General features: G+C 67.8%; 20 protein-coding genes and 3 pseudogenes. 15 read left to right on the top strand and 8 right to left on the bottom strand.

Annotated features, from left to right (window positions below):
- Window positions 1-28: 28 nt before the first annotated feature.
- Window positions 29-1,147 (bottom strand): 2-oxoacid:ferredoxin oxidoreductase subunit beta, encoded by a 1,119-nt coding sequence (locus FIV44_RS09575; protein ID WP_219996496.1) that lies wholly within the window; start codon window positions 1,145-1,147, stop codon window positions 29-31.
- Window positions 1,148-1,173: 26 nt separating this feature from the next.
- A pseudogene (locus FIV44_RS09570) lies at window positions 1,174-3,175 on the bottom strand (2-oxoacid:acceptor oxidoreductase subunit alpha).
- Window positions 3,176-3,324: 149 nt separating this feature from the next.
- Here FIV44_RS09570 and FIV44_RS09565 point away from each other — a divergent pair.
- From FIV44_RS09565 to FIV44_RS09550, 5 genes and pseudogenes are all read left to right on the top strand, one after another.
- The gene (locus FIV44_RS09565; protein WP_181411074.1) at window positions 3,325-4,239 is read left to right on the top strand and encodes an enoyl-CoA hydratase/isomerase family protein; all 915 of its coding nucleotides are present in this window, start codon (window positions 3,325-3,327) and stop codon (window positions 4,237-4,239) included.
- A gap of 26 nt (window positions 4,240-4,265) precedes the next feature.
- Window positions 4,266-5,234, top strand: coding sequence for a phosphotransferase family protein (locus FIV44_RS09560; RefSeq protein ID WP_141004239.1), 969 nt, complete (start codon window positions 4,266-4,268; stop codon window positions 5,232-5,234).
- Window positions 5,235-5,298: 64 nt separating this feature from the next.
- The gene (locus FIV44_RS09555; RefSeq protein WP_141004238.1) at window positions 5,299-6,594 is read left to right on the top strand and encodes an acyl-CoA dehydrogenase family protein; all 1,296 of its coding nucleotides are present in this window, start codon (window positions 5,299-5,301) and stop codon (window positions 6,592-6,594) included.
- Window positions 6,591-6,800, top strand: a pseudogene (locus FIV44_RS33975) (enoyl-CoA hydratase-related protein); the annotation flags it as partial. The gene FIV44_RS09555 and the pseudogene FIV44_RS33975, both read left to right, overlap by 4 nt.
- Window positions 6,785-7,393 carry an enoyl-CoA hydratase-related protein gene (locus FIV44_RS09550; RefSeq protein WP_342778905.1) on the top strand — a complete coding sequence of 203 codons (609 nt, stop codon included), beginning with the start codon at window positions 6,785-6,787 and terminating at the stop codon, window positions 7,391-7,393. The pseudogene FIV44_RS33975 and the gene FIV44_RS09550, both read left to right, overlap by 16 nt.
- 72 nt (window positions 7,394-7,465) lie before the next feature.
- On the opposite strand, the gene FIV44_RS09545 is transcribed toward FIV44_RS09550, so the two are convergent.
- On the bottom strand, window positions 7,466-8,584 hold the full coding sequence (locus FIV44_RS09545; RefSeq protein ID WP_141004237.1) for an NDMA-dependent alcohol dehydrogenase: 1,119 nt from the start codon (window positions 8,582-8,584) through the stop codon (window positions 7,466-7,468).
- Between the two features lie 123 nt (window positions 8,585-8,707).
- Here FIV44_RS09545 and FIV44_RS09540 point away from each other — a divergent pair, with 123 nt between their 5' ends.
- On the top strand, window positions 8,708-9,127 hold the full coding sequence (locus FIV44_RS09540) for a Zn-ribbon domain-containing OB-fold protein (protein ID WP_141004236.1): 420 nt from the start codon (window positions 8,708-8,710) through the stop codon (window positions 9,125-9,127).
- Window positions 9,124-10,277: pseudogene (locus FIV44_RS09535) on the top strand (thiolase family protein). Before FIV44_RS09540 ends, FIV44_RS09535 begins: the two are co-directional and overlap by 4 nt.
- A 144-nt stretch (window positions 10,278-10,421) precedes the next feature.
- Here FIV44_RS09535 and FIV44_RS09530 read toward each other — a convergent pair.
- Window positions 10,422-10,631 (bottom strand): ferredoxin, encoded by a 210-nt coding sequence (locus FIV44_RS09530; RefSeq protein ID WP_141004235.1) that lies wholly within the window; start codon window positions 10,629-10,631, stop codon window positions 10,422-10,424.
- Between the two features lie 203 nt (window positions 10,632-10,834).
- Here FIV44_RS09530 and FIV44_RS09525 point away from each other — a divergent pair, with 203 nt between their 5' ends.
- Both FIV44_RS09525 and FIV44_RS09520 read left to right on the top strand, forming a co-directional pair.
- Entirely contained in the window at window positions 10,835-11,917 is a 1,083-nt protein-coding gene (locus FIV44_RS09525) for an LLM class flavin-dependent oxidoreductase (protein WP_181411073.1), read from the top strand.
- A gap of 42 nt (window positions 11,918-11,959) precedes the next feature.
- A complete protein-coding gene (locus FIV44_RS09520) occupies window positions 11,960-12,202 on the top strand; it encodes a hypothetical protein (protein ID WP_141004233.1) in 243 nt (80 codons plus the stop codon).
- An 82-nt stretch (window positions 12,203-12,284) separates the two neighbouring features.
- Here the strand turns inward: FIV44_RS09520 and fabG are convergent, their stop codons facing one another.
- Genes fabG through FIV44_RS09505 form a run of 3 tightly spaced genes read right to left on the bottom strand, consistent with a single transcriptional unit; the run spans window position 12,285 to window position 15,057 of the window.
- Window positions 12,285-13,052: a 3-oxoacyl-ACP reductase FabG gene (gene fabG, locus FIV44_RS09515; RefSeq protein WP_219996369.1), complete on the bottom strand. Its 768-nt coding sequence runs from the start codon at window positions 13,050-13,052 to the stop codon at window positions 12,285-12,287.
- A gap of 26 nt (window positions 13,053-13,078) precedes the next feature.
- Window positions 13,079-14,308 (bottom strand): acetyl-CoA C-acetyltransferase, encoded by a 1,230-nt coding sequence (locus FIV44_RS09510; protein ID WP_141004231.1) that lies wholly within the window; start codon window positions 14,306-14,308, stop codon window positions 13,079-13,081.
- A gap of 29 nt (window positions 14,309-14,337) precedes the next feature.
- Window positions 14,338-15,057, bottom strand: coding sequence for an SDR family NAD(P)-dependent oxidoreductase (locus FIV44_RS09505; RefSeq protein WP_281285856.1), 720 nt, complete (start codon window positions 15,055-15,057; stop codon window positions 14,338-14,340).
- A 184-nt stretch (window positions 15,058-15,241) separates the two neighbouring features.
- Between FIV44_RS09505 and FIV44_RS09500 the strand changes: the two genes are divergently transcribed.
- The 4 genes from FIV44_RS09500 to FIV44_RS09485 are packed head-to-tail and all read left to right on the top strand — an operon-like array spanning window position 15,242 to window position 18,732.
- Window positions 15,242-16,234 carry an acyl-CoA dehydrogenase family protein gene (locus FIV44_RS09500; protein WP_141004229.1) on the top strand — a complete coding sequence of 331 codons (993 nt, stop codon included), beginning with the start codon at window positions 15,242-15,244 and terminating at the stop codon, window positions 16,232-16,234.
- Window positions 16,234-17,361, top strand: a complete 1,128-nt coding sequence (locus FIV44_RS09495) for an acyl-CoA dehydrogenase family protein (protein WP_141004228.1) — start codon at window positions 16,234-16,236, stop codon at window positions 17,359-17,361. The genes FIV44_RS09500 and FIV44_RS09495 overlap by 1 nt, the downstream gene beginning before the upstream one ends.
- Entirely contained in the window at window positions 17,358-17,789 is a 432-nt protein-coding gene (locus FIV44_RS09490; protein WP_141004227.1) for a Zn-ribbon domain-containing OB-fold protein, read from the top strand. The genes FIV44_RS09495 and FIV44_RS09490 overlap by 4 nt, the downstream gene beginning before the upstream one ends.
- A 28-nt stretch (window positions 17,790-17,817) precedes the next feature.
- Window positions 17,818-18,732: a cyclase family protein gene (locus tag FIV44_RS09485; RefSeq protein ID WP_141004226.1), complete on the top strand. Its 915-nt coding sequence runs from the start codon at window positions 17,818-17,820 to the stop codon at window positions 18,730-18,732.
- Window positions 18,733-18,807: 75 nt separating this feature from the next.
- On the opposite strand, the gene FIV44_RS09480 is transcribed toward FIV44_RS09485, so the two are convergent.
- Window positions 18,808-19,884, bottom strand: a complete 1,077-nt coding sequence (locus tag FIV44_RS09480) for a zinc-binding dehydrogenase (RefSeq protein WP_141004225.1) — start codon at window positions 19,882-19,884, stop codon at window positions 18,808-18,810.
- Window positions 19,885-20,101: 217 nt separating this feature from the next.
- Here FIV44_RS09480 and FIV44_RS09475 point away from each other — a divergent pair, with 217 nt between their 5' ends.
- Window positions 20,102-21,010, top strand: a complete 909-nt coding sequence (locus FIV44_RS09475) for a branched-chain amino acid ABC transporter permease (protein ID WP_141004224.1) — start codon at window positions 20,102-20,104, stop codon at window positions 21,008-21,010.
- A complete protein-coding gene (locus tag FIV44_RS09470; protein ID WP_141004223.1) occupies window positions 21,007-22,707 on the top strand; it encodes a branched-chain amino acid ABC transporter ATP-binding protein/permease in 1,701 nt (566 codons plus the stop codon). The genes FIV44_RS09475 and FIV44_RS09470 overlap by 4 nt, the downstream gene beginning before the upstream one ends.
- Window positions 22,708-22,711 lie beyond the last annotated feature (4 nt).

Below are 22,711 nucleotides of genomic sequence, written 5' to 3'. Positions count from 1 at the left end.
GGCGCGTCGCGTTCTCCGGGCGGTCCGGTCAGTCGATGGTCCAGGTGTCGCCGGCGTTGATGAGGGCGGTGAGGCGTTCCTCGGGGCTGCCGTGGGTGGTGGCGGTCTCGCTGGCGGTGGCGACCTGGGCGCGGGCCTGGTCGTCGTAGGTCGGTCGCTGGACCTGGCGGAAGATGCCGATGGGGCTGCGGTTGAGGTAGCCGGCGTCGGTGAGCCGTGAGATCGCGAACGCGGTGGACGGGTCGGGGTTCTGTGCGTCGTGGACGATGATCTGCTCGATCGGGACGGATGTGGTGTCGGCGACCTCGACTCCGCCCGCGGCGCTGCGGACCAGGGCCTTGTCGCCGAGTCCGTTGAGTGGGCCGGTGGTCTTGTCGCGGGTGCCGAAGGTGATGGGCTGGCCGTGGACCAGCGGGATGATCGCGTGTTCCTTGGTGTCTTTGTGCTCGCCCATGCCCTTGAGGGTGTCGAAGGCGCCGTCGTTGAAGATGGGGCAGTTCTGGTAGATCTCGACCAGGCTGGTGCCGCGGTGGGCGGCGGCTGCGGCGAGGACGTTGGTGAGGTGTTTGCGGTCGGAGTCGATGGTGCGGGCGACGAAGGTGGCTTCGGCGCCGAGGGCGAGGGAGACGGGGTTGAAGGGGTGGTCGAGGGATCCGGTGGGGGTGGATTTGGTGATCTTCCCGACTTCGGAGGTGGGTGAGTATTGGCCTTTGGTGAGGCCGTAGATGCGGTTGTTGAACAGCAGGATGGTGATGTTGACGTTGCGGCGTAGGGCGTGGATGAGGTGGTTGCCGCCGATGGACAGGGCGTCGCCGTCGCCGGTGACGACCCATACGGAGAGGTCTTCGCGGGCTACTGCGATGCCGGTGGCGATGGAGGGGGCGCGGCCGTGGATGGAGTGCATGCCGTAGGTGTCGAGGTAGTAGGGGAACCTCGAGGAGCAGCCGATCCCGGAGACGAAGACGATGTTCTCCCGAGCTAGTCCGAGGTCGGGGAGGAAGGACTGGACGGCTTTGAGGACGGCGTAGTCGCCGCAGCCGGGGCACCAGCGGACTTCTTGGTCGCTGGAGAAGTCCTTGCCGGTCTGGGTCTGGCCCTCGGCCAGCCGGGGCACCAGAGCGGTGCCCGCCGTGTGATGTGCGGGCATGGGCAGGTCTGCCAGGTTGTTGGTCGTCATCGGACCGGTGCCTCCTCTGGGCTGGTCTCGTGGTCGGCGGGTGGGTTGAGACGGTGCCCTTGTTCGTCGATGACTCCGTGTTCGCCGAGGTCGACCTCGCGTCCTTCGGCCTCGCCCACCAGCGTGCCGATGGCCTCGGCGAGCTCGGCGGCCTTGAGGGGGAGCCCGTTGACGTGGTTGTAGCCCTGGGCATCGACCAAGAACTCCGCGCGCAGCATCTTGGAGAGTTGGCCGAGGTTCATCTCGGGCACGAGGACCTTGTCGTAGGAGCGCAGGATGTCTGCGAGGTCGTTGGGGAGGGGGTTGAGGTGGCGCAGGTGGACCTGCGCCACGTGGTTGCCGGCGCGGCGCACGCGGCGGCAGGCGGCGCCGATGGGTCCGTAGGTGGAGCCCCACCCGATGACCAGCACCTTCGCCTTGCCTTGTCCTGGGGGCCGGAGGGGTCGTCGACCACGAGTGGGGGAGGGTGTCGGCGATGCGCTGCACCTTGGCGGCGCGCAGGCGGACCATGTGGTCGTGGTTGACCGGGTCGTAGGAGATGTTGCCGGTGACATCGGCCTTCTCCAGTCCGCCGATGCGGTGCTCCAGGCCGGCCACACCCGGCGGCGCCCACGGGCGGGCGAGGGTGGCCTCGTCACGCAGATAGGGCAAGAACTCCCCATCCTTGTTAGGCCCGGTGGCGAAGCCGGGCTCGATCACCGGCAGTTGGTCTGATTCTGTGGTGACGTCGGGGATGGCCCAGGGTTCGGAGCCGTTGGCCAGATACCCGTCGGAGAGCAGGAACACGGGGGTGCGGTAGGTGATCGCGATCCGGGCGGCTTCGAGGGCGGCGGCGAAGCAGTCCCCGGGTGACTGCGGGGCGATGATGGGGACGGGGGCTTCGCCGTTGCGGCCGTACATGGCTTGGAGGAGGTCGGCCTGCTCGGTCTTGGTCGGCAGGCCCGTACTGGGGCCGCCGCGCTGCACGTTGACCACCACCAACGGGAGTTCGGTCATGACCGCGAGTCCGATGGCCTCGGACTTGAGCGCGATCCCGGGCCCCGAGGTGGTGGTGACGCCGAGCTGGCCGGCGAAGGAGGCGCCGATCGCGGCGCCGATCCCGGCGATCTCGTCCTCGGCCTGCAAGGTGGTCACCCCGAACCCCTTGTGCTTGGAGAGCTCGTGGAGGATGTCGGAGGCCGGGGTGATCGGATACGAGCCTAAGAAGAGCGGTACACCGGCACGAACACTGGCCGCAACCAACCCATACGACAGGGCGAGGTTGCCGGTGATGTTCCTATAGGTGCCGGAGTTCATCCGGGCGGGTTTGATCTCGTACTGGACCACGAAGGTCTCGGTGGTCTCGCCGTAGTTCCACCCCGCGCGGAATGCGGCGATGTTCGCGCCCAAGATCGCGGGCGCCTTGGCGAACTTGCGCTCCAAGAACGCCACCGTGGGTTCGGTGGGGCGCCCGTACATCCACGACAACAACCCCAACGCGAACATGTTCTTCGCCCGTGCGGCGTCCTTACGCGACAGCCCGAACTCCTTGACCGCCTCGACGGTGATCCCGGTCAGGTCCACCGGCTGCACCGCGAACCCCGCCAACACATCATCGACCTCACCGAGCTTGTCGAGCGGGTTGGACGTGTAGCCGGCCTTGTCGAGGTTGCGTTGGGTGAAGTCGTGGGTGTCCACGATGATCGTCGCCCCCCGCGGGAGATCACCGATGTTGGCCTTGAGTGCGGCGGGGTTCATCGCGACCAGCACATCCGGGCGGTCCCCGGCGGTGAGGATGTCGTGGTCGGCGAAATGGATCTGAAAAGAGCTGACCCCGGGGATCGTGCCCTGCGGGGCGCGGATCTCGGCAGGGAAGTTCGGCAACGTGACCAAGTCATTGCCGAACACCGCCGACTCCTGCGTGAACCGGTCACCGGTCAGCTGCATGCCATCACCGGAGTCACCCGCGAACCGGATGATCACCCGATCCAACCGCTTGACCTGCTTGGACACGTGCATGCCTCCCCATCTCGTCGCCGATGCCGGATCCCGGCGCGGGCCGACTGGTCGGATCAATGATCAAGTGTCACATCTGGACAACTGTGATCAAAGACGTAAGATGAGTGATGCTAGATCATGAAACTGAGCGAGGCGAAAGGAGTCGGCGCATGGTCGCTACCGGCGGGGAGCTTTCCGAGCCGAGCCCAAACGGCGCAACGCCGCCTGCGCCGGCCGCTGACGCCGCGACACCTCGTGTGGCGACCTTGCTCCACGACGAGTCGAGCCCGGGGGCGACCGTCGAGATGGTTCTCGCCCGTCAGCTGGGGCCACTGCTTCATATCGAGCTCGCTCGACCCGAGAAGCTCAACGCGTTGTCGCCCGCGATGGGGCGGCAGCTGCGCGCGATCGTCGAGTCGGGCGCGGCCGACCCGACAGTGCGGGGGATCCTGCTCACCGGAAGGGGGCGTGGATTCTGCAGCGGAGCGGATATCTCTGGGCCGGCTACCACCGGACCCGACGGAGTGGTGGACGCCTCGCGCCATCTCGATGAGATCTTTCATCCGCTCATCCTGACCCTGCGCGAGGCCGGCAAGCCGATCGTGGCGGGGCTCCGAGGGCCGTGCGTCGGCATCGGGCTCGCTATCGCGCTCGCCTGCGACCTGATCGTCATGTCCGACACCAGCTATCTCATGGTGCCCTTCGTACGCATCGGCCTCGGCCTCGACGGAGGTCTGGCCGCCCAGGTCACCGACCGCGTCGGCCTGACTCGGGCCTCGGAGCTGCTCATGCTGGGCGAACGCCTCGACTCCGCCACCGCGCTCGACTGGGGACTGGTCAACAAGGTCGTCCCGGACGATGAGCTCGATCACGTGGTCACGACGCTGGCGACCACTCTTGCGGAGGGGCCGACGGTGGCGCTCGCGAGCATCAAGCAGGCGCTGTTGGCCGCCTCGACGCCCGACTTCGCCTCCCATCTCGCGCTGGAGGCGCGTCTCCAGCGCGAGACAGGGCGATCGGAGGACTACCGCCTGGGGCGCGAGGCCTTCCAGGACCGCAGCGCCGTCAGGTTCACCGGACGGTGAGCGTCGTGACGAAGCAGGATGAGCACGTGAGCGAGCGCATCCTCGAGCAGTTGGAGCGTCACTGCCGTCGTGCCTGGAACCTGCCGGATCTGCACTTCCGCGGTATGAGCGTCATTCCGGAAGGACACTCGGGCCTGACCTACTTCATCGATGCCGACGGCGCTCCGGACGCGCGCTACGTGCTCAGGCTGCCGCCGCCCAAGGCCCGCCATCTGGGACCGGCCGATGTCGTGCGCCAGGGACGCATCATGGCCGCACTGCGCGGTGAGGGGGTGCCCGTGCCACGCGTGCATGCCTGCGGCACCGATCCGGATGTTCTCGACGGCACGCCGTTTCTGCTTGTGGAGGCCGTCGACGGGGTCCGCGCGGAGATCGCCGTCGCGGATACTGACAGTGACACCCTGGCCAAGGCCACGGTCGAGGTTCTCCGGCGGATGCACGCCGTGCCGGTCGAGCGTACGGGCCTGGCTGGCGAACCGCCCGCCGACCTTCCGGCCGAGATCGATCGGTGGAGCAGGCTGATGTCGCGGGCGCCAGCCGAGCTCGACGTCTTCGGCGCCCGGCTCGCGCAGCGGCTGCGTGACACCTGCCCTCCCGAGGAGCCGCCGACGCTGGTGCACGGTGACTTCACCTACGGCAACATCCTCTACCGCGGCGGGGCGGTGGCCGCCGTGATCGACTGGGAGATCGCGAGCATCGGACAACCTCTCATCGATCTGGGATCCTTGTGCACCGTCGCCAAACGCGTGGAGTTTCCCCGCGACCCGAACCCCAGCGGCGCTGTGGAGGCCCGCCCCGAACAGCTGATGGAGTGGTACGGCGCGGATTCCGCCGTGACCGGGTGGTTCGTGGCTCTGAGCTACTTCAAATACGCCTCCATCCAGGCCTACAACCTCGGCCTCCACCGATCCGGCAAGCGACCGGACCCCATCTACGACCTGCTACCCGAGACCATCGAGGGGCTCCAGCGAGCCGCCTTCGATCTGGTGCGATGAGAACTCTGCGCACCACTGAGTGTCGGCCGGCCGGTCGGCCCGTGAAACGAGTGATTGGACGGCAATGGACTTCGACATCGAGCCGGAGTGGGAAGAGCAACTCGCGTGGATGCGGGAGTTCATGCGTGAGGAGATCTTCCCGCTGGAGGTGCTGGACGCCAGCCGAGAGGTCACGCTGGCCATCATCGCGCAGCTCCAGGAGCGCGTGAAGGAACGCGGCCTGTGGGCAGCGCACCTACCGCCGTCCCTCGGCGGACAGGGCTTCGGGCAGCTGCGGCTGGCCCTGATGCACGAGATCCTGGGGGCCAGCCATTGGGGCCCTCTCGTCTTCGGCAACCAGGCGCCGGAGTCGGGGAACATGGAGCTGATCGCCCTCGCGGGCACCGAGGCGCAGAAGGAGGAGTGGCTCTACCCCTCGTTGCGCGGTGAGCTCTACTCGGGGTTCTCGATGACTGAGCCGCAGGCCGGGTCGGACCCGACCCGCCTCGTCACGCGCGCCGAGCTGGACGCCGACGAGTGGGTCATCAACGGGCACAAGTGGTACACCGGGCACGGGTACGTCGCCGACTTCTGCATCGTGATGGCCGTCACCGACCCCGATGCTCCACCTCACGAGCGGGCGTCCATGATCATCGTCCCCAAGGGCACTCCTGGGTTCCGCCCCGCCCGCAACATCCCTAACCTGCACGACATCCCTGACCACCCGCTGGAGTTCGGCGAGTCCGAGGTCTTCTACGAGGATTGCCGAGTGCCGGTGACGAACCTGCTGGGCGAGCGTGGCCAGGGCTTCGCGCTCGCCCAGGCTCGGCTGGGGCCGGGTCGCATCCACCACTGCATGCGTTGGCTCGGCCAGGCACGGCGAGCCTTCGACATGCTCTGCGAGCGCGCCCTGCAGCGGGAGACTTTCGGCGGGCCCCTGGCTGAGAAGCAGACCGTGCAGAACTGGATCGCCGACTCTGCCGCCGAGATGCAGGCGGCTCGTCTGATGACACTGCATGCCGCGTGGGAGATCGACCGTGTCGGCGCCAAGGCCGCCAAGGCGGATATCTCGATGATCAAGTTCTTCGGGGCTAGGGTCCTCCACGATGTGATCGACCGGTCCCTCCAGGTTCACGGCTCGCTTGGCTACTCCGACGACATGCCGTTGGCGATGATGTACCGACGCGCCCGCGCGGCCCGGATCTACGACGGCCCCGACGAGGTCCACCGACTGACCGTCGCGCGGCACATGCTGCGGCGCTACGAGACCAACCAGGATCTCTGGCCGCGCGAGCACATCCCCACCCGGCGTGAGCGGGCACGGGAGCTGTACGCCGCGCAACTCGCCGGTCAGCCTTCCTCGGGACTCCACGCGCCGTGACCGGAGTCTCCCGCTACCAGGACGTCCTGTACGACGTCACCGAGGGTGTCGCGCACATCCAGCTGAACCGCCCTGAGGCCCTCAACGCCTGGACGCCGGCGATGGGTGCAGAACTGCTGGATGCGGTCAGGGCCGCAGCCGCGGATCCTGATGTGAGGTCGGTTCTGATCACCGGCGCCGGTCGGGCGTTCTGCGCTGGTGCCGACGTGAAGGACCCCGGGAGCTCACGGCTGAGGGTGTTCCGGACCTGTCCAGGCGGCTGCGGGAGATCTACAACCCCATCGTGCTGGCGATCCGACACTCGGACAAGCCGTTCGTCGCTGCCGTGCAGGGTGCGAGCGCCGGCCTGGGAGTCTCGCTGGCGCTCGCGTGCGACCTCCTGCTCGCCGCGGAGTCCTCCTATCTGCTGCTTGCGTTCGTCGGGATCGCGGTGATGCCCGACGGCGGCTCGACCGCGTTTCTCAGCGAGAGGCTGGGTCTGACGCGCTCGGAGGAGCTGTGCATGCTTGGACGCAGGCTGCCGGCGGACAAGGCGAAGGCGTGGGGCCTGGTCAACGCGGTGCATCCTCCCGGCCAGCTGCAGTCCGCGGCGCTCGGCCTGGCTCGACGGCTGGCTGCCGAGGATCCGCGCCGCATGGCCTACGTGAAGTCCATGCTCTCGGCCAGTGTCCAGCACGACCTGAGTCGCCATCTGGAACTCGAGGCCGACCTGCAGCAGCGGCACGGCGCGACCGACGACTACGAGGAGGGACGGGCGGCGTTCGCGGACAAGCGGCGCCCGCATTTCTCCGGCACCTGATCGCCGGGACGCCGAAGAGAGTGCGTCGGAGGAGCCGTGAGCCGCTGCCGCAGCTCCTCCGACGCGTGAGGATCAATCGAAGAGGACGACGCCGCGGATGTTGCGTCCCTCCAGCATGTCCCGATAGCCCAGGTTCAGATCGTCGAGCTTGTACGTCGAGGTCACGACCTGGTCGAGTTCGAGTTGCCCGCCGGCATACATGTCGAGCATCTTGGTGATGTCCCACATCGGGGAGACGCCGCCGAACATCGATCCCTGGATCCGCTTCTGGAAGACCGTCATCTCGTAGACGGGCACAGGCATCCCCACATGCTGGGTGTCGCCCAACGCCGTCACGACCACCGTGCCTCCCTTGCCTACCGCGGCGTACGCCTGCTGGATGTGCTCAGGCTCGAGGAGACCGACGGTGATGCAGGCGACGTCCGCGCCCTGACCGCGGGTCAGGCTGCGCGCGATGTCGTCCGCCTCTTGGATGGTGGCGGCCACATGGGTGGCGCCGAACCGGGGAGCCATCTGACGTTTGAAATCCACCGGGTCGACGGCGATGACATGGGTCGCGCCGCGGTGGCGAGCCCCCTGCAGGGCGAACGCACCGATCCCGCCGATGCCCATGACGATCACCGTGTCTCCCGGTCCGACCTCACCGAAGTTGGCGGTGGATCCCCACCCGGTGTTCACGCCGCAGCCGACCAGGCAGGCCTTGTCGAGCGGGATCGACGGGTCGATCCTCACCGCCGAGGATGTGCCGACAGTCGTGTACTCGGAGAATGTCGAGATGCCACACCACTGACCAACGTCGTGGCCGTCGAGGCGCATACGGTAGCTGGCCGGATCGTCGAAGCGGGAGCCGTACAGCAGGCTCGCGTTGAGGTCGCACAGATTGCCCCGCCCGCGCGAGCACATGCGGCAGCGCCCGCAGGAGGGAAGGGCGGAGAGGACCACGTGGTCGCCGACCGCCCAGCCGGGAGTGTGGGGACCGACCTCGGCGACCACGCCGGCACCTTCGTGGCCCATGACCATGGGCAGATGCTGCACGTGGTGCACGCCGCTGGCGATGCTGTAGTCGGAGTGGCACAGTCCCGAGGCCGCCATCTTGACCGTGATCTCGCCCTGCCGCGGGCCGTCGAGGTCCAGCTCGACGACCTCGAACTCGCTGGGGGCCGATCGCAGGACCGCTCCTCGCACCTTCATCCGTCCATCCCTTCGCCGCTTCGGGCACGATCTCAGATATCGCGTCTCATGTCATTGATCAAAGACCATGTTAAGGTCGCGCTGTATCCATCGCAATGCTCTCCGCACCCATGAGAGGGGCCCATGGCCACACGCTCGATCGCCCGCGACTTCTTCGTCGAGGATCTCGACCGTGGCTGGTCTCTTGTGGGCACGCGCTGTCGCTCGTGTCACGAGCAGCTCTTCGGCCGCGCCGATCCGGCGTGCCCGCGGTGCGCCGGCCCGGATCTCGATCCGGTCCTGCTCCCCGCCTCGGGTGCCGTGTGGGCCTACACCGTGCAGCGCAACCCGCCGCCCGGTCGGCGCCGTGCGACGACCCCCACCGTGCCGTACGCCGTGGGCCTGGTCGAGCTCGACGGCATCGGGCTCCGCATCCTCACTCATATCGACGTGGATCCGGAACGGGTCACCGTCGGACTGCCGGTCCGTCTGGCCGTCAGGGAGCTCTACCACGAACACGACGAACTCGTCGTCGGCTTCGCCTTCGAGGAGGTGCTGTCGTGACGCAGGACGTTTTCGTCGCCGGTGTGGGCATCCACCCGTTCGGGCGCTTCGACGGTGTCACGCCCGTCCAGCTCGGCCAGGCGGCCATGCAGGCGGCGCTCGCGGATGCCGACATCGGCTGGGGAGCGGTGGACGCGGCGTACTTCGCGAGCATGTACCTGCCGGCGACCTCGGGCGCGAGGACGCTCAAGCCCCTCGGCGCGACCGGCATCGCGATCTCGGATGTCGAGGCGGCGTGTGCCAGCGGAGGCGTCGCCATGAAGCAGGCGATGCTCGGCATTCGGTCAGGCGAGTACGACTGCGTGGCGGTGCTGGGCGTCGAGAAGATGCCCCGAGGCTTCATGGACCCTTCCATGATCTTCGACGAGTGGCAGATCGAGCTGGGCCTCGCGGTCAACCCCAGTTACTGGGCGATGCGCGCCGCCCGTGAGATCGATACCTCGGGGCTGACCGAGGAGCAGTTGGCGAAGGTGGCCGTGAAGAACCACCGCAACAGCGAGCACAACGAGAACGCCATGTATCGCAAGGTGTTCACGCTGCAGGAGGTACTCGCGTCGCCGCTGGTCTGTGACCCGATTCGACTACTGGAGATCTGCGCTCCCAATGAGGGTGCAGCTGCCGTCATCCTGAGCCGCGAGCCCGGTCCGATCACCGCCGATCGCCCGCCGGTGCGAGTGGCGGCCTGTACCCAGGTGCTCGCCGAGTACGCCGCCGACTGGAGGGCGCCGATGCACTCCCTCAGCGCCGCCACGGCTGAGGCCGTGCCTCCCACAACGCGGGCAGGACGCCGAGCGCTCGAGCAGGCCGCCTTGACCCTCGATGACGTCGACGTGTTCGAGGTCCAAGACACCGACGTCTTCTCCGAGCTCGAGGTGTACGAGCACCTCGGTCTGTGCGCTCGGGGGAGGGAGCTCGGCTCGTCGAGGAGGGCTACACCGACCTCGCCGGGCCGAAGCCGGTCAACGTGAGCGGCGGCCTGATCAGCAAGGGCGAGCCGGTCGGCGCCTCCCACCTGGGTCAGGTCGTCGAGATCGTGCGCCAACTGCGGGGCGAGTGCGGACCGCGGCAGGTTCGGAGGGCGCGAAACGGCCTGGCGCACGTGCTCGGCGCCGCGGGGAACTGTGCCGTCACGGTCCTCAGCGCGGGCTGAGGCCGAATTCAGGCAGGCCGAACGGCTTCGGGCCGAGCGGATGAGGCGCCGAGGTCGCCGCCTCCGTGGCCGGGGACCGGTCGACCCAGGGCCATCGGGAGCGGGAGAAGCCTCGATCGGCCTGCTCACGAGATTGTGCCCTGTTCAGCCGACGACCTCGATGGCTGTTGTGGGACACATGCTTTCGACCTCGACAAGTTCGTCGTGGTCGGCGAGCGCCGCTGCCTCTTGGTCGGCCACGGCCACCCCGTCGTCATCGAAGGAGAAGACCGAGGCCATGGAACGAACGCAGAAGCCGGTGCCCTCGCACGTGTACTGGTCCACTTTGACGACGGTCGCGGTCCGGTCGGTCATGGCTCTTCCTCCAGGCGTGCTAGGACTAAAGATTTCTGATCAAATACGTCGGAAACGCTACTCCTGGTGGGTCCGAGAGGTCAATCGCAAGGCCTTGGGTCGTATGAAAAGTCAAAGATTGCTAATGTGTGACTTCCGATGCGGACAATGAGACGCATGACACAGCGCACGTGCCGTGCGTGATGGGATCGAAGGGAGGACACATGGTTCGCACATGGACATTGGCGCCGGCGCCGATGGTCGACCGTGACGCGATCTGGGATTTCGCCCAGTCCGCGGAGGCCCAGGGGTGGGACGGGGTGATGTTTCCCGACAACCAGTCCCTGTGGGGCGACACCTACGTCTCCATGACGATCGCCGCGGAGGCGACCTCATCGCTCCAACTGGGGCATGCGTCGACCAACGCCGGCACTCGGCACCCCGCCGTCACGGCGTCGGCGGTCGCCGCGGTCGACCGCATCTCAGGCGGGCGCGCCTCGCTGGGTATCGCCCGAGGTGACTCCGCGCTAGCCCACGTCGGCTCGGCACCGGTCAGCGTCGCGCACTTCGAGAAGTACGTCTCGGTGGTCCGTCGACTCCTGCACGGTGAGACCGTCCCGTTCGACGCATGCGATACGTGGCGCCCCTCGGCGGCGGCCGCCAGTCTGCCGCTGTCGGACGCACCCGACGGCACGAAGCTCCACTTCCTGGAGCAGCAGAGCAGCACGCCGATCACGATCTATGCCTCCGGTCCCAAGACCATGGAAGTCGCCGGTCGGCACGCCGACGTGGCCCTCTTCGGACTGGGAGCCAGCGCCGAGCGCATCGCTTGGGGGATGGACGTGGTGCGACGGGCCGCTGAGGAGTACGGCCGTGACTCCTCGGCGGTCCGTTTCGGGGCGCTGATGAGCATCGCCGTGTCCGACGACCGGGAGGCGGCTCGCCGCCTGGTCGCCAATATCGTCGCGTCCGCGGCGCGGTTCTCTTCTCTTCATGGGCGCGTATCCGGGCCGGTCTCGACTGCTGACCGGTCTGTCTACGAATCGGTAGCTCAGACCTACAACATGCGCGCACACGGTGAGACGTCGAGTCAGGTCCGGGCGCTGAACGATGAGTTCATCGACGCGTTCGCCGTCGTCGGCGAAGTGGATCACTGTGTCGATCGGCTGCGTGAACTGGTCTCGTTGGGGCTCGATGAGCTCCTGCTCATCGTCCCGCGCAACGACCAGGCGAGCGTCGGGGCAGAATCCGCAACAGCGGTCGTCGAGGCCGTCCTGCCGCGTTTGAAGCAGGCAGCGGTCGTCTGAGTCGCCACATCAGCGTCCCGCAAGGAAGGAAGAGGAGGAAGCGTGGTCAACTGGGTGTATGAGATGAAGATCCCCGACGATGCGCCAGACGAAGAGCTCGACAGCTACAAGCAGATGGCGATCGATCTGTGGAGCACCAGCACGGAGATGATGGGAGCGCACGGCACCGAGCCGACCGTCACGCTGCTCGAGGTCGAGGAGCGCGGCACGGTGATCGATCCGGTCAGCCGCGAGGAGGTGCCCGGCCCCCGGCGCGTCTGGCGCGTCGAGGGCAGCGCTCTGTGAGATCGCCGACTCTCGTGGTCTGCGGATCGTGGAGGAGCGGCGGCCCCCGATCGGCCGCGGGCCGCCGCTGGTAGGGGGTGTCTCAGGCCTTCGGCCCACCGGCGACGTAGAGGACCTGCCCGGTCACGTAGCCGCTCGCCGGCTGACAGAAGAAGGACACGGTGTGGGCGATATCCTCGGGATGGCCCGCACGGCCCACCGGGATCGCGCTCACACGGTCGCTCAGGTAGGACTCCCAGTCCTGGCCGATCCGCTCCGCCGTGGCGCGCGTCATGTCACTGACCACGAAGCCCGGAGCCACGCAGTTGGCGGTGATCCCGTAGCGACCGAGCTCGAGGGCGAGCGTCTTGGTGAAGCCCTGAATGCCGGCCTTGGCGGTGGCGTAGTTGGCCTGTCCGCGGTTGCCGAGGGCCGATACGCTCGAGATGTTGACGATCCTGCCGTAGCCGGCCTCGACCATCACCGCCTGGGCGCACTGGCTGACCACGAAGTGTCCTTCCAGATGGACGCGGATGACCGTTCGCCAGTCGTCGTCGGACATCTTGAAGAGCAGGTTGTCCCGCGTGACGCCGGCGTTGTTGACCAGCGCGGTCGGGGTTCCGAGATCTTCGGTGATCGACGCGAACGCGGCGCCGACCTGGGTGCGGTCGGCTACGTCGACGGCGTACGCCCGCGCGGCTCGCCCTGCGGCGCGAACGAGATCGGCCGTCTCCTCAGCGGCGACGAGGTCGAGGTCGAGAACAGCGACGTCCATGCCGTCGTGTGCCAGCCGCTCGGCGGTGCTGCGGCCGATTCCGCGTCCGGCACCGGTCACCACAGCGATCTGCTTCTCGGGGGTGGTCAATCTCATCTCCTGGGTTGCTCAGGGTCGGGTGGTCACACGCGACCGTGGTTGGCGTTCTCGAATACCGCCGCGAGCCCCTGCCCGCCGCCGATGCACATCGTCTCCACGGCATAGCGGGCGTCGCGTCGCACGAGCTCTCGGGCCATGGTGGCCAGGATCCGCACCCCCGTTGCGCCGACCGGATGGCCCAGGGAGATTCCGGAGCCGTGCACGTTGAGCCGATCGAACTCGCGGGGACCGAAACCCCACTCACGGGTGCAGGCGAGCACCTGCGCGGCGAAGGCCTCGTTGAGCTCGATCAGATCCATGTCGCTGAGGGAGAGATCCGCGGCGCGCAGGGCCTTCGCCACCGCAGGGACGGGGCCGATCCCCATCTCGGCCGGCCCCACGCCGGCGAGTCCCCAGGAGACCAGGCGGACGAGCGGGGTCAGCCCGAGCTCGGCGGCGACCTCCGCGGTGGTGACCACGCAGATCGCCGCGCCGTCGTTCTGGCCCGATGCGTTGCCAGCCGTCACCGTCGCATCCGGGTCCTGGTCTGCGCGCAGAGGACGCAGCCGTCCCAGGGCGTCGAGGGAAGCGTCGGGTCGGATGTGCTCGTCACGCTCGATCACCGAGGTGGTCTTGCGGTCCTTCACCTCCACCGGGACGATCTCCTCCGCGAAGATCCCGGCTGCCTCGGCGACCGAAGCCGACTCGTGGCTGCGGACGGCGAACTCGTCTTGCTCCTTGCGCGGGATCGTGTACCTGCGACGCAGATTCTCGGCGGTCTCGATCATGCCGCCCGGAACCGGGTGATGACGTCCTCCCGCGGTCACGCGACCGCGGGCGAGGGCGTCGTGATAGCTCATGGCACCCGAGTGCCCGGCTCCCCAGCGCAGATCGTTGGAGTAGAAGGGGGCACGGCTCATCGACTCCGCGCCGCCGGCGAGAATCAGGTCGCTGTCTCCGGCGCGCACCTGCTGCGCTGCGTACAGGACCGCCTGGAGACCCGAACCGCAGCGGCGGTCGATCTGGATGCCAGTGACCGTCGTGGGCAGGCCGGCGTCCAGAGCGGCGACCCGGCCGACCGCTGGTGCATCCATCGACGGATAGCAGTTGCCCAACACCACGTCGTCGACACGCTCGCCGGGGATCCCGGTGCGCTCGAGGAGCGCGGCGATGACGGTGGCGGCAAGGGTGTGGGCCGGGACGTTCCGGAAAGCGCCGCCGTAGCCGCCCACGGGCGTGCGCAGCGGTTCGCAGACGACGACATCACGTCGCATCGGATCAGGCCTCTCCCGGGCACCGACAGTCATATGCGACCGCCGTCGACCCGGATCATCGCCCCTGTCGTATAGGACGAGAGGTCGCTGGACAGATAGAGAACTGTGCCGACGATCTCGCTGGGGTCGGCGGCTCGTTCGAGCGCGGTGGTCGCCTTCATCCGAGCCTGCGTGCCCGACTCGTCCCACCCTTGGGCGATGTCGGTCAGGAACGCCCCGCAGATGACGCCGTTCACCCGCACCGTCGGGCCAAGCCCGCGCGCGAGCCCTTCGGTCATCGCATTGAGCCCGGCCTTGGCGGTCGAATACGGCAGCCAGTCCGCCGCGGGCCGGATCGAGGCCACACTGGAGATGTTGATGATGGTTCCGCCCCGGGCGCTCACCATCTCGGCGCCCACGAGTGCGCTCAGTCGGAAGGGGCCTTTGAGGTTGACGTCGAGCGTCTTGTCCCACAGTTCTTCGCTGATCGACGTCAGGGAGTCATAGGTGGGCGAGATGCCTGCGTTGTTGACGAGCACGTCGAGCGGGCCGAGGGAGGAGTGGACGTCCGTCGCGAGGTCGGTGACGGCTTCCCAGGAGCCCATATGACAGCTGTGCGCGTGCGCTATGCCCCCATGGGTCTCCTGGAGCTCGCGAGCCACCTGCTCGCAGGCCTCTTGCTTGCGGCTGACGACGATGACCTCCGCGCCGCGGGCAGCGAACGCCTCGACCATGTGGCGCCCCAGGCCTCGGGTCGCCCCCGTGACCATGACCCTTCGGCCGTGGAAGTCGACTGCGGAATCCATTGGCGTCTCCCTTCTGGCCGTACACTAATGACCAAATGCCATTTGTCAAATACGACGAATGGGATAGGCTGCCACACCATCACGATTCACGGGGCGTCGGCATCGACGGTCCGGATCAGAGCCGACATGCGAGCTGAGAGGCGGTCCGGTGGAGTTCTTGCTGTCCCGTGAGGATCTGGATGTTGTGGAGTTGGCGCGCGAGGCCATCGGTGCGCACGTTCCGCTCTCCCGGGTACGCGAGTCCGAGGAGTGGCGCGGATGGGTCGCCCTCGGGTCCGCCGGCTGGCTGCATGCCTGTCTGTCGGGCGAGGTGAGCATGCCGGTGCTGAGCGCGATCGCCAGAGAGGCCGGCAGAGTCGCCGGCTCGGGCCAGTTCGTGAGCAACGCATGGACGATCCCGAAGCTCCTGTCGTCGGCCGCGGACGAGGACGCCGGTGCCGCGTGGCTGGACCACCATGGGTCACGGCCCGGTGCTCTGCTCCACGCGGGTATGGGGGAGCGGTCGGTCCTCGCCGGTCTCGGGCCGGGCTATGACCTGTACCTCGTCCAGGCGAGCGGGGCCGCGCCCACGCTGCACCGGTGCGACCACGGCACCGTGCTCTCGTCTCCCGTGGCCGGCCTCTCGCTGGGGGCGGCCCGCCTGGACGAGCTCCCTGCCCCGGACGCGACGCTCCCCCTCGCGCTCACCTCCGAGCAGGCACAGGCCATCACCCGCGGAGCCCGCGTCCTCGCTGCGGGCGCCGCGGCCGGCCTGGCCGATGAGCTGGTGGCGCGGACCGTGTCGCATGTGACATCGCGCGAGCAGTTCGGCCAGCCGCTAGGTCGGTTCCAAGCGGTCAAGCATCTGCTGGCCGACGCCCATGCCGGAGCAGAGGTCGCCTGGCTGTCGGTCCTGTTCGCCGCGGCCGACGGCGACGACGCGGCCGCAGACCACGCCGAGTTGCTCTCCCGACGCGCCCTGACCTTCGCCGCGCAGACCTCGTCGCAACTCCAGGGAGCGATGGGCTTCACCTGGGAGAGCGATCTGCACCTGCTGCTCAAGGCCGGACTCGACATCCGCGCGACGACCCAGGATCCGACGGTCGTCGCCCAGCGCAGCGGTCTGGCGACGATGGCCACCGTACCGACGATGGGAGAGTGATGGACCTCCACGACACCGAAGCCGAGGCGGGCCTGCGGGCGAAAGTACGCGACTGGCTGTCCACCCACGTGCCGGCATCGCTGCGCAGTGGGATGAGCATCGCCGAGCGAGCCGACCTGGACCGGGTGCTCGCGGGCGGGGGCTACCTGGGACTGACCTGGCCGCGCGTGCACGGGGGAGCGGGATTGTCGGCGGTCGAGGCGTCCGTGTTCGACGAGGAGGCGGCGCGGCTGGGGATCGACCTGTCCAGATCGCCCTCCCGCCTGGGGCTGAACATGATGGGACCCGCGATGATGGCGCACGGGACCCGCGAGCAGCAGCAGCGGTTCCTGCCGCCCGTCTTGGGCGTCGAGCAGCTATGGTGCCAGGGATTCAGCGAGCCGGACGCCGGCTCCGACCTCGCCGCGGTCCGTACGCTGGCCGTCCGCGACGGTGACGGCTACCGCGTGAACGGCACCAAGATCTGGACGACCCAGGCGCACGTCGCCGATCTCTGTCTGCTCCTGGTGAGGACCGAGCCCGACGCTCCCCGCCACCACAACCTGTCGATGCTGTTGCTGGACATGCACCAGCCCGGCGTCACGGTCTCGCCGATCCGTGACCTCGCGGGTGAGCACGAGTTCAACGAGGTGCACCTCGACGGCGCCCTGGTCCCCCGGGAGAATCTGCTCGGGGAGCCCGGCGGGGGATGGAAGGTCGCGATGACGACCCTGACCTCCGAGCGCAGCTACGCGCTGCGCGGCAAGTACGTCGTCTTCCACCGCCAGCTGAGGCGGATCGGGAGCCTGCTGGCCGAGCACGGCGGCGCGAGCCGGCCCAGCTGGGTGCAGCGCCTCGGCGATCTGTCCGCGGACGTCCATTCGGTGCGCAACCTCTCCTATCGGGCGGTCTCCTTGGTAGCGAGCGGTCGATCAGCCGGTTCGATCGCCCCGGTCGCCCACCTGTGGACGGGACAGACGCACCAGCGACTGGTCGAGTTCGGCTTCGAGGTCTCCTCGGTCCTCGGGGTGGACACCGACTACTGGTATCGGCTCTGGCTCGAGACACGCGCGGAGACCATCTACGGCGGTGCCGCGCAGGTCCAGCGCAACATGATCGCCGAGCGCATCTTGGCGCTGCCCCGATGAGCGATATGTCCGCGGCCTCGCCTGCGCCTCCCGAGCCGTCGGCGGACCGGGTCAGCGCGCCGTACTGGGAGGCGTTGCGCAACGGCTCGCTCGTGCTCCAGCGCTGCTCCCAGTGCCACCGCTTCCAGCACTTCCCGAGCGCGATCTGCGGCACCTGCCTGTCCTTCGATCTTCGGTTCGAGCCGGTGTCCGGGCAGGGACGCGTCGACACGTTCGTGACAATCCACCACGTCACCTCCCCGGCCTATGCGGACCGGGCGCCGTACTCGGTCGCCTGGGTCGAGCTGCCGGAGCAGGCGGGGCTGCGGGTGTTGGGCATCGTCGAGACCGAGGACGCAGCTACGCCACGGATCGGCGCTGACGTGCGGTTGCGGCTCGTGCCAGTGTCGCCGCGTCTGACGCTGCCCGAGTTCGTCGTCGCTTCGTGACCCCCACCCAAGACCCCTGGAGAGCGCCATGATCCACTCAGCCGAATCCCGTCCGTCGAACTGGGGACGGTGGGGCGACGACGACCAGCGGGGAGCAGCCAACCTCGCCACCCCTGAGGTCACACGTGCGGCCGCCCAGGCGGTATCGACGGGCATCGTGATCTCGCTTGCCGACGAGGTGCGCCGCGACCGTGTTCCGATCGCGCCGGCGCGCAACCCGGTGACCCACCTGATGAGCATGGACGGCGGTGACTTCGCCGCCGGGTTCGCGATGCCGGGATCCGATCACGGCGTGGCGGACGACTACATGTTCATCGCGTGCCAGGGAACGAGCCACGTCGACGCGCTGTGTCACCTTTGGTACGACCGCAGGCTCTACAACGACTTCTCGCCCGATCGGGTGCGCAGCTATGGTGCTACGCGCCTTGGTATCGAGAACCTCGTCCACCTCGTGAGTCGTGGGATACTGCTCGATGTCGCGGCGTGGAGAGGCGTCCCCCATCTCGAAGACAAGGACCGGATCGGGGCCGACGAACTGCAGGAGATCTGTCGCGCCAAGGGGATCCGGCTGCGACCCGGCGACGTCGTTCTGGTGAGGACCGGCTGGCGTCTGGTCCACGACTTGGACCCCACGCGATACCACGCGAGCTCGCCAGGTATCACTTTCGACGCCGCACGGTGGCTAGCCCGCCAAGACATCGCGGCCGTCGGCGCGGACAATATCGCCGTAGAGGTGATGGACAGCCCCCATTCATTTGCCGACGACGGTCCCGCCCCGGAGTGCCACAAGCTGCTGATCAGGGACTGTGGCGTCTATCTGTTCGAGCTGCTCAACCTCGAGGACCTCGCCGCGAACGACGCGGTCGAGTTCATGTTCGTCGCGGCGCCACTGCGCATCACCGGCGGCGCGGGTAGCCCGGTGAATCCCCTCGCCATCCTCTGAAGGGAGACCGGCCGCCCTTCGGGCCTCGCGCCACGCGCGCCACGCGGCGCCGGCCGGAGGCGCGCGCGAGGCTGATCAGTCGAAGAGCGCGACCTGTCGCAGGACGTGGGGATCGGTGTCGAGTGCCTTCAGCGCCGTGGGGAGGTCGTCCATCGTGATCCGGTCGGTGACGAGCCGGTCGAGGTCGAGCTTGCCCAGCAGATACAGCTCTGCGAACCGTGCCGGGTCGCGCTGGGGCAGGCAGTCACCGCCGACGTTGCCGATCAGGGTCTTGGCGTGCACCGAGAGCTCGTTGAGGTCGAACTCGACGCGTCCCTCGGTCCCGCCCAGTCCGGTGACGACGGTGGTCCCGTGGATGCGGGTGGCGTCCCATGCGGCGCGGATCGTCTCCGGTCGGCCCACGTTCTCGAAGACGTAGTCGAAACCCCGGCCGTCGGTGAGATCGTGGATGGCGTCTCCCACCTGCTCGGGCGTGATGACGTGCGTGGCGCCGAACGCGCGCAGCGCATCGTGCTTGGGCAGCGCCGGCTCGACGACGGCGATGACGCCGCAGCCGGAGAGCCGCGCGCCCATCACAGCGCAGGCACCGATGCCGCCCCCGCCGAAGAAGAGGGCACTGGCGCCGACCTCGGGGCGGGCGACGTTGATGACCTGTCCGGTTCCCGTGCGCACCGCGCAGCCGATGATGCTCGAGATCTCGTACGGCACGCCCTCGGGCATGACGATGCCGGCGGTCCAGTGGACGATCAGCTCCTGAGACCACGTGCCGCGCCCGATCATCGACTGGACTGGTGTGCCGTCGGCGAGCCGGAATCGGACGCCGGTGCCGGAGAGGTCCCGCTTCTCGCACAGTGTGGGCGCGCCGTGCGTGCACAGGTAGCACTGCCCGCAGGCCGGGGAGTCGATCATGACGTGCTGACCGACCCGGCGGTCGGTCACATTGGCACCCACCTCGACGATCACGCCGGAACCCTCGTGCCCGGCGACCAGAGGGAGCTTGGTCGGCCACTTGCCGTCGGTCGCTGACAGATCGGTTCGGCATACGCCGGCCGCCTTGATCGCGACGCGGATCTCGTCCGGTCCGCAGTCGAGCGTCTCGACGTCGTCGCGGACGCCGAACCGGCCCAGCTCCTCGATCACAAATGCGCGCACAGCTCACCTCTCGTTGTCGGATCGATGGTCGACCAAATTTGATCTTTGACCACATGTCTAGCAGATCTTGATGTGACATGCATTGCAGTCGCAAACGATCTGTGGTCAAATATCTTGCATTATCAAGGGTGGCTGTTCGTCTTCTCGACGCTGAGTCGCCGACGGTGGCGCATCCGGGAGCGCCGACGCGTTACAAGCCGAAGGAGGTTCCGACGACGTGGGCCTGATCGTCGAACTGTTGTTCAACGGTGTGATCGCCGGGTGTGTGTACCTGCTGTTCACAACCGGTTTCACCCTGCTCTACGGCACCTTCAAGATCGTCAACCTTGCGCAGGGGGCGATCCTTGTCGTCGGCGGCTTCGTCGGAATCTACTTCGACAACACCCTGGACGCTCCACTGATCGTCTCGATCCTCGGTGCCGGTGTCGCGGCGGGCATCCTCACCGTGGTCATGGACGTGCTCGTCGTGCGTCCTGCGGACCGCGCTCACGGCGGCGGACAGGTGGTCGGCAGCGACTTCGCGCCGCTGGTCGTGACCCTCGCCTTCGGCACCGTCGTGCTCGGGCTGCTGGTGAACCGGGTCGGTCACGAGCCCTACGCCTTCAACAACGACGGGTGGTTCACCGCACCCGCGTTCGGCTTCGTCTCGCGCATCGACATCGTGCTCCTGGCCGTCACGGCTGCCTTCGGCCTCCTGCTGTATTGGGCGATCAACCGGACCTCGGCAGGAGCGAAGGTGCGCGCAGTCGCCGAGGACCGTTCGATGGCGGCCGCCGTCGGGGTCCGTCCTGGCGTCGTCAGCGCGTGGACCTTCTTCGCGGCGGGCGCATTCACGGGCGTCGCTGGCGTGCTCATCGGGGTGAAGTACAGCAACATCAATGTCTCGATCTGGGAGAGCTACCTGATCATCGGCTTCGTGATCGCAACAGTCGGCGGGCTCGGGAGCGTGCTGGGGACCGCCGTCGCCTCGTTCGTGATGGGGATCGTCTTCCAGGTCGCCGGCTCGTTCTACAGCCAGCCCGTCGTCAACATCATCGTCTACGGCCTGCTCTTCGTCACCTTGTTCCTGCGGCCGTCTGGTCTTTTCGGCCAGCGGAGCTACACCCAGGGGGTCACCCGCACATGAATCTGTCCGCCATCACCGGTGACGCCTTCGTTCAGGCCTACCTGCTGACCCTCCTCGCGACGTACAGCATGTACGTCGTCCTGCGAGCAGGCGTGTACTCGATCGCCACGGTCGGGTTCATGGGCATCGGCGCGTATACGACGGCGATCCTGACCGTCAACCACGGCTGGCCCGCGATGCCGGCCGTGCTCGCGGGGATCCTGGTCGCCATGGTCGTCGGGGCCGTCCTCGGCAGGCTGATCGAGAAGCTCCGCGGTGCCTACCAGGCCATCGCGACCCTCGCCTTCGTCATGATCGTGCAGACTGTCGCGTTCGCCTGGACGAACGTGACCGGTGGCTATCTCGGGATCGTCGGAATCCCGCTGTGGGCAACCACCACCTGGCTCGTCATCCTGGCCGTGGTCGTCGCGGGCTTCTGCGTCGCCCTCGAGCTGTCCAAGCTCGGTCGTCGACAACGTGCGGCCTTTCACGACGAGATCGCGGCCGCCTCGATCGGCATCAACGTCGCGTCGAACAAGTTCGTGGCGGTCGTTGTCAGCGCTGGGCTCGGCGGCCTGGCGGGCGCCGCCCAAGCGGGCAACCAGTTCGTGGTGGACTCCACCATCTACGGCTTCTCCCTCGTCATCACCGTGCTGTCCTGCATCGTCATCGGCGGCTCACGCTCATTCCTGGGGCCGATCGTCGGCACGTTCGTCGTCGTGGCCCTTCCACTGGTGTTCAGCAGCTATGCCACCTTCGCCTCCATCGTGGTGGCTGTCGTCACATTGGTGATCATGTTGTTCCTTCCCCGCGGCATCGTGCAGGTGGTGCCGATCGACGCCTCGAGAGTCACCCGTTGGCTCCGCAAGCCGCCGAGCGTGGACTCGCTGGCGGAGCGCGAGTCTCCCTCCGAGCGGTTCGCTCCCCAATCCCGCTCCTCCCGAGACCCTCTGGTGGCGCGGAAGATCACCCGCAGCTTCGGCGCTGTGAAGGCGGTCAGCGATGTCTCGCTCGAGGTGCAACCGGGGCAGGTTGTCGGTCTGATCGGGCCGAACGGAGCGGGCAAGACGACAGCCCTGAACCTCATCGCCGGCGTTTCGCTGCTGGACGAAGGAACGATCACGGTCGGCGACAAGCGGATCGAGACCCTTCCGTCGTACAAGGTCGAGCGCGAGGGTGTGGCCCGGACCTTCCAGACCTGCCGGCTCTTCGCCGAGGCCACTGTCTGGGAGAACGTGCTCCTCGCCGCCAGTTCGGGCCGAAGTCGCGCCCGTCGCAACGAGCTGAACGATGCGAGGTGCGCGCTGGCCGCGCTGGAGCTCGCGGGCTGCCTCGAAGATGTGGACCGGATCGCCACCGAGCTCCCTTACTCTCATCAGCGGCGCGTCGAGATCGCCCGAGCGCTGGCCACCGAGCCGAAGTTCATCCTGCTCGACGAGCCTGCAGCCGGAATGCCGGAGTCGGAGGCCGACGCGTTGGCCGACATCGTCCGCGGTGTCGCGGCGCGTGGCATCGGTGTCTTGGTGATCGACCACAACGTGTCGTGGATCTGCTCGATCTCGTCGCGTGTCCTGGTGCAGAACTTCGGCTCCACGATCGCCGACGGGCCGCCCGACGAGATCATCAACAACCCCGTCGTCATCTCGGCGTACATCGGAGCCGAGGACGACCACACGGCCGCTGAGGTCGGAGAGCCAGCAGGAGCCGTCGATGCTTGACATC

This window comes from Nocardioides humi (assembly GCF_006494775.1).
Lineage (GTDB): Bacteria > Actinomycetota > Actinomycetes > Propionibacteriales > Nocardioidaceae > Nocardioides > Nocardioides humi.
Note: the sequence above shows the minus strand (reverse complement) of the source record. Positions and strands in the feature narration are given on the sequence as shown.

Bases quoted from the DNA above. Each gene is read 5' to 3' on its own strand.
- FIV44_RS09575 (WP_219996496.1), bottom strand. From the start codon at position 1,147: ATGCCCGCACATCACACGGCGGGCACCGCTCTGGTGCCCCGGCTGGCC.
- FIV44_RS09565 (WP_181411074.1), top strand. From the start codon at position 3,325: ATGGTCGCTACCGGCGGGGAGCTTTCCGAGCCGAGCCCAAACGGCGCA.
- FIV44_RS09555 (WP_141004238.1), top strand. From the start codon at position 5,299: ATGGACTTCGACATCGAGCCGGAGTGGGAAGAGCAACTCGCGTGGATG.
- FIV44_RS09545 (WP_141004237.1), bottom strand. From the start codon at position 8,584: ATGAAGGTGCGAGGAGCGGTCCTGCGATCGGCCCCCAGCGAGTTCGAG.
- FIV44_RS09540 (WP_141004236.1), top strand. From the start codon at position 8,708: ATGGCCACACGCTCGATCGCCCGCGACTTCTTCGTCGAGGATCTCGAC.
- FIV44_RS09530 (WP_141004235.1), bottom strand. From the start codon at position 10,631: ATGACCGACCGGACCGCGACCGTCGTCAAAGTGGACCAGTACACGTGC.
- FIV44_RS09525 (WP_181411073.1), top strand. From the start codon at position 10,835: ATGGTTCGCACATGGACATTGGCGCCGGCGCCGATGGTCGACCGTGAC.
- fabG (WP_219996369.1), bottom strand. From the start codon at position 13,052: ATGAGATTGACCACCCCCGAGAAGCAGATCGCTGTGGTGACCGGTGCC.
- FIV44_RS09510 (WP_141004231.1), bottom strand. From the start codon at position 14,308: ATGCGACGTGATGTCGTCGTCTGCGAACCGCTGCGCACGCCCGTGGGC.
- FIV44_RS09505 (WP_281285856.1), bottom strand. From the start codon at position 15,057: ATGGTCACGGGGGCGACCCGAGGCCTGGGGCGCCACATGGTCGAGGCG.
- FIV44_RS09495 (WP_141004228.1), top strand. From the start codon at position 16,234: ATGGACCTCCACGACACCGAAGCCGAGGCGGGCCTGCGGGCGAAAGTA.
- FIV44_RS09490 (WP_141004227.1), top strand. From the start codon at position 17,358: ATGAGCGATATGTCCGCGGCCTCGCCTGCGCCTCCCGAGCCGTCGGCG.
- FIV44_RS09485 (WP_141004226.1), top strand. From the start codon at position 17,818: ATGATCCACTCAGCCGAATCCCGTCCGTCGAACTGGGGACGGTGGGGC.
- FIV44_RS09470 (WP_141004223.1), top strand. From the start codon at position 21,007: ATGAATCTGTCCGCCATCACCGGTGACGCCTTCGTTCAGGCCTACCTG.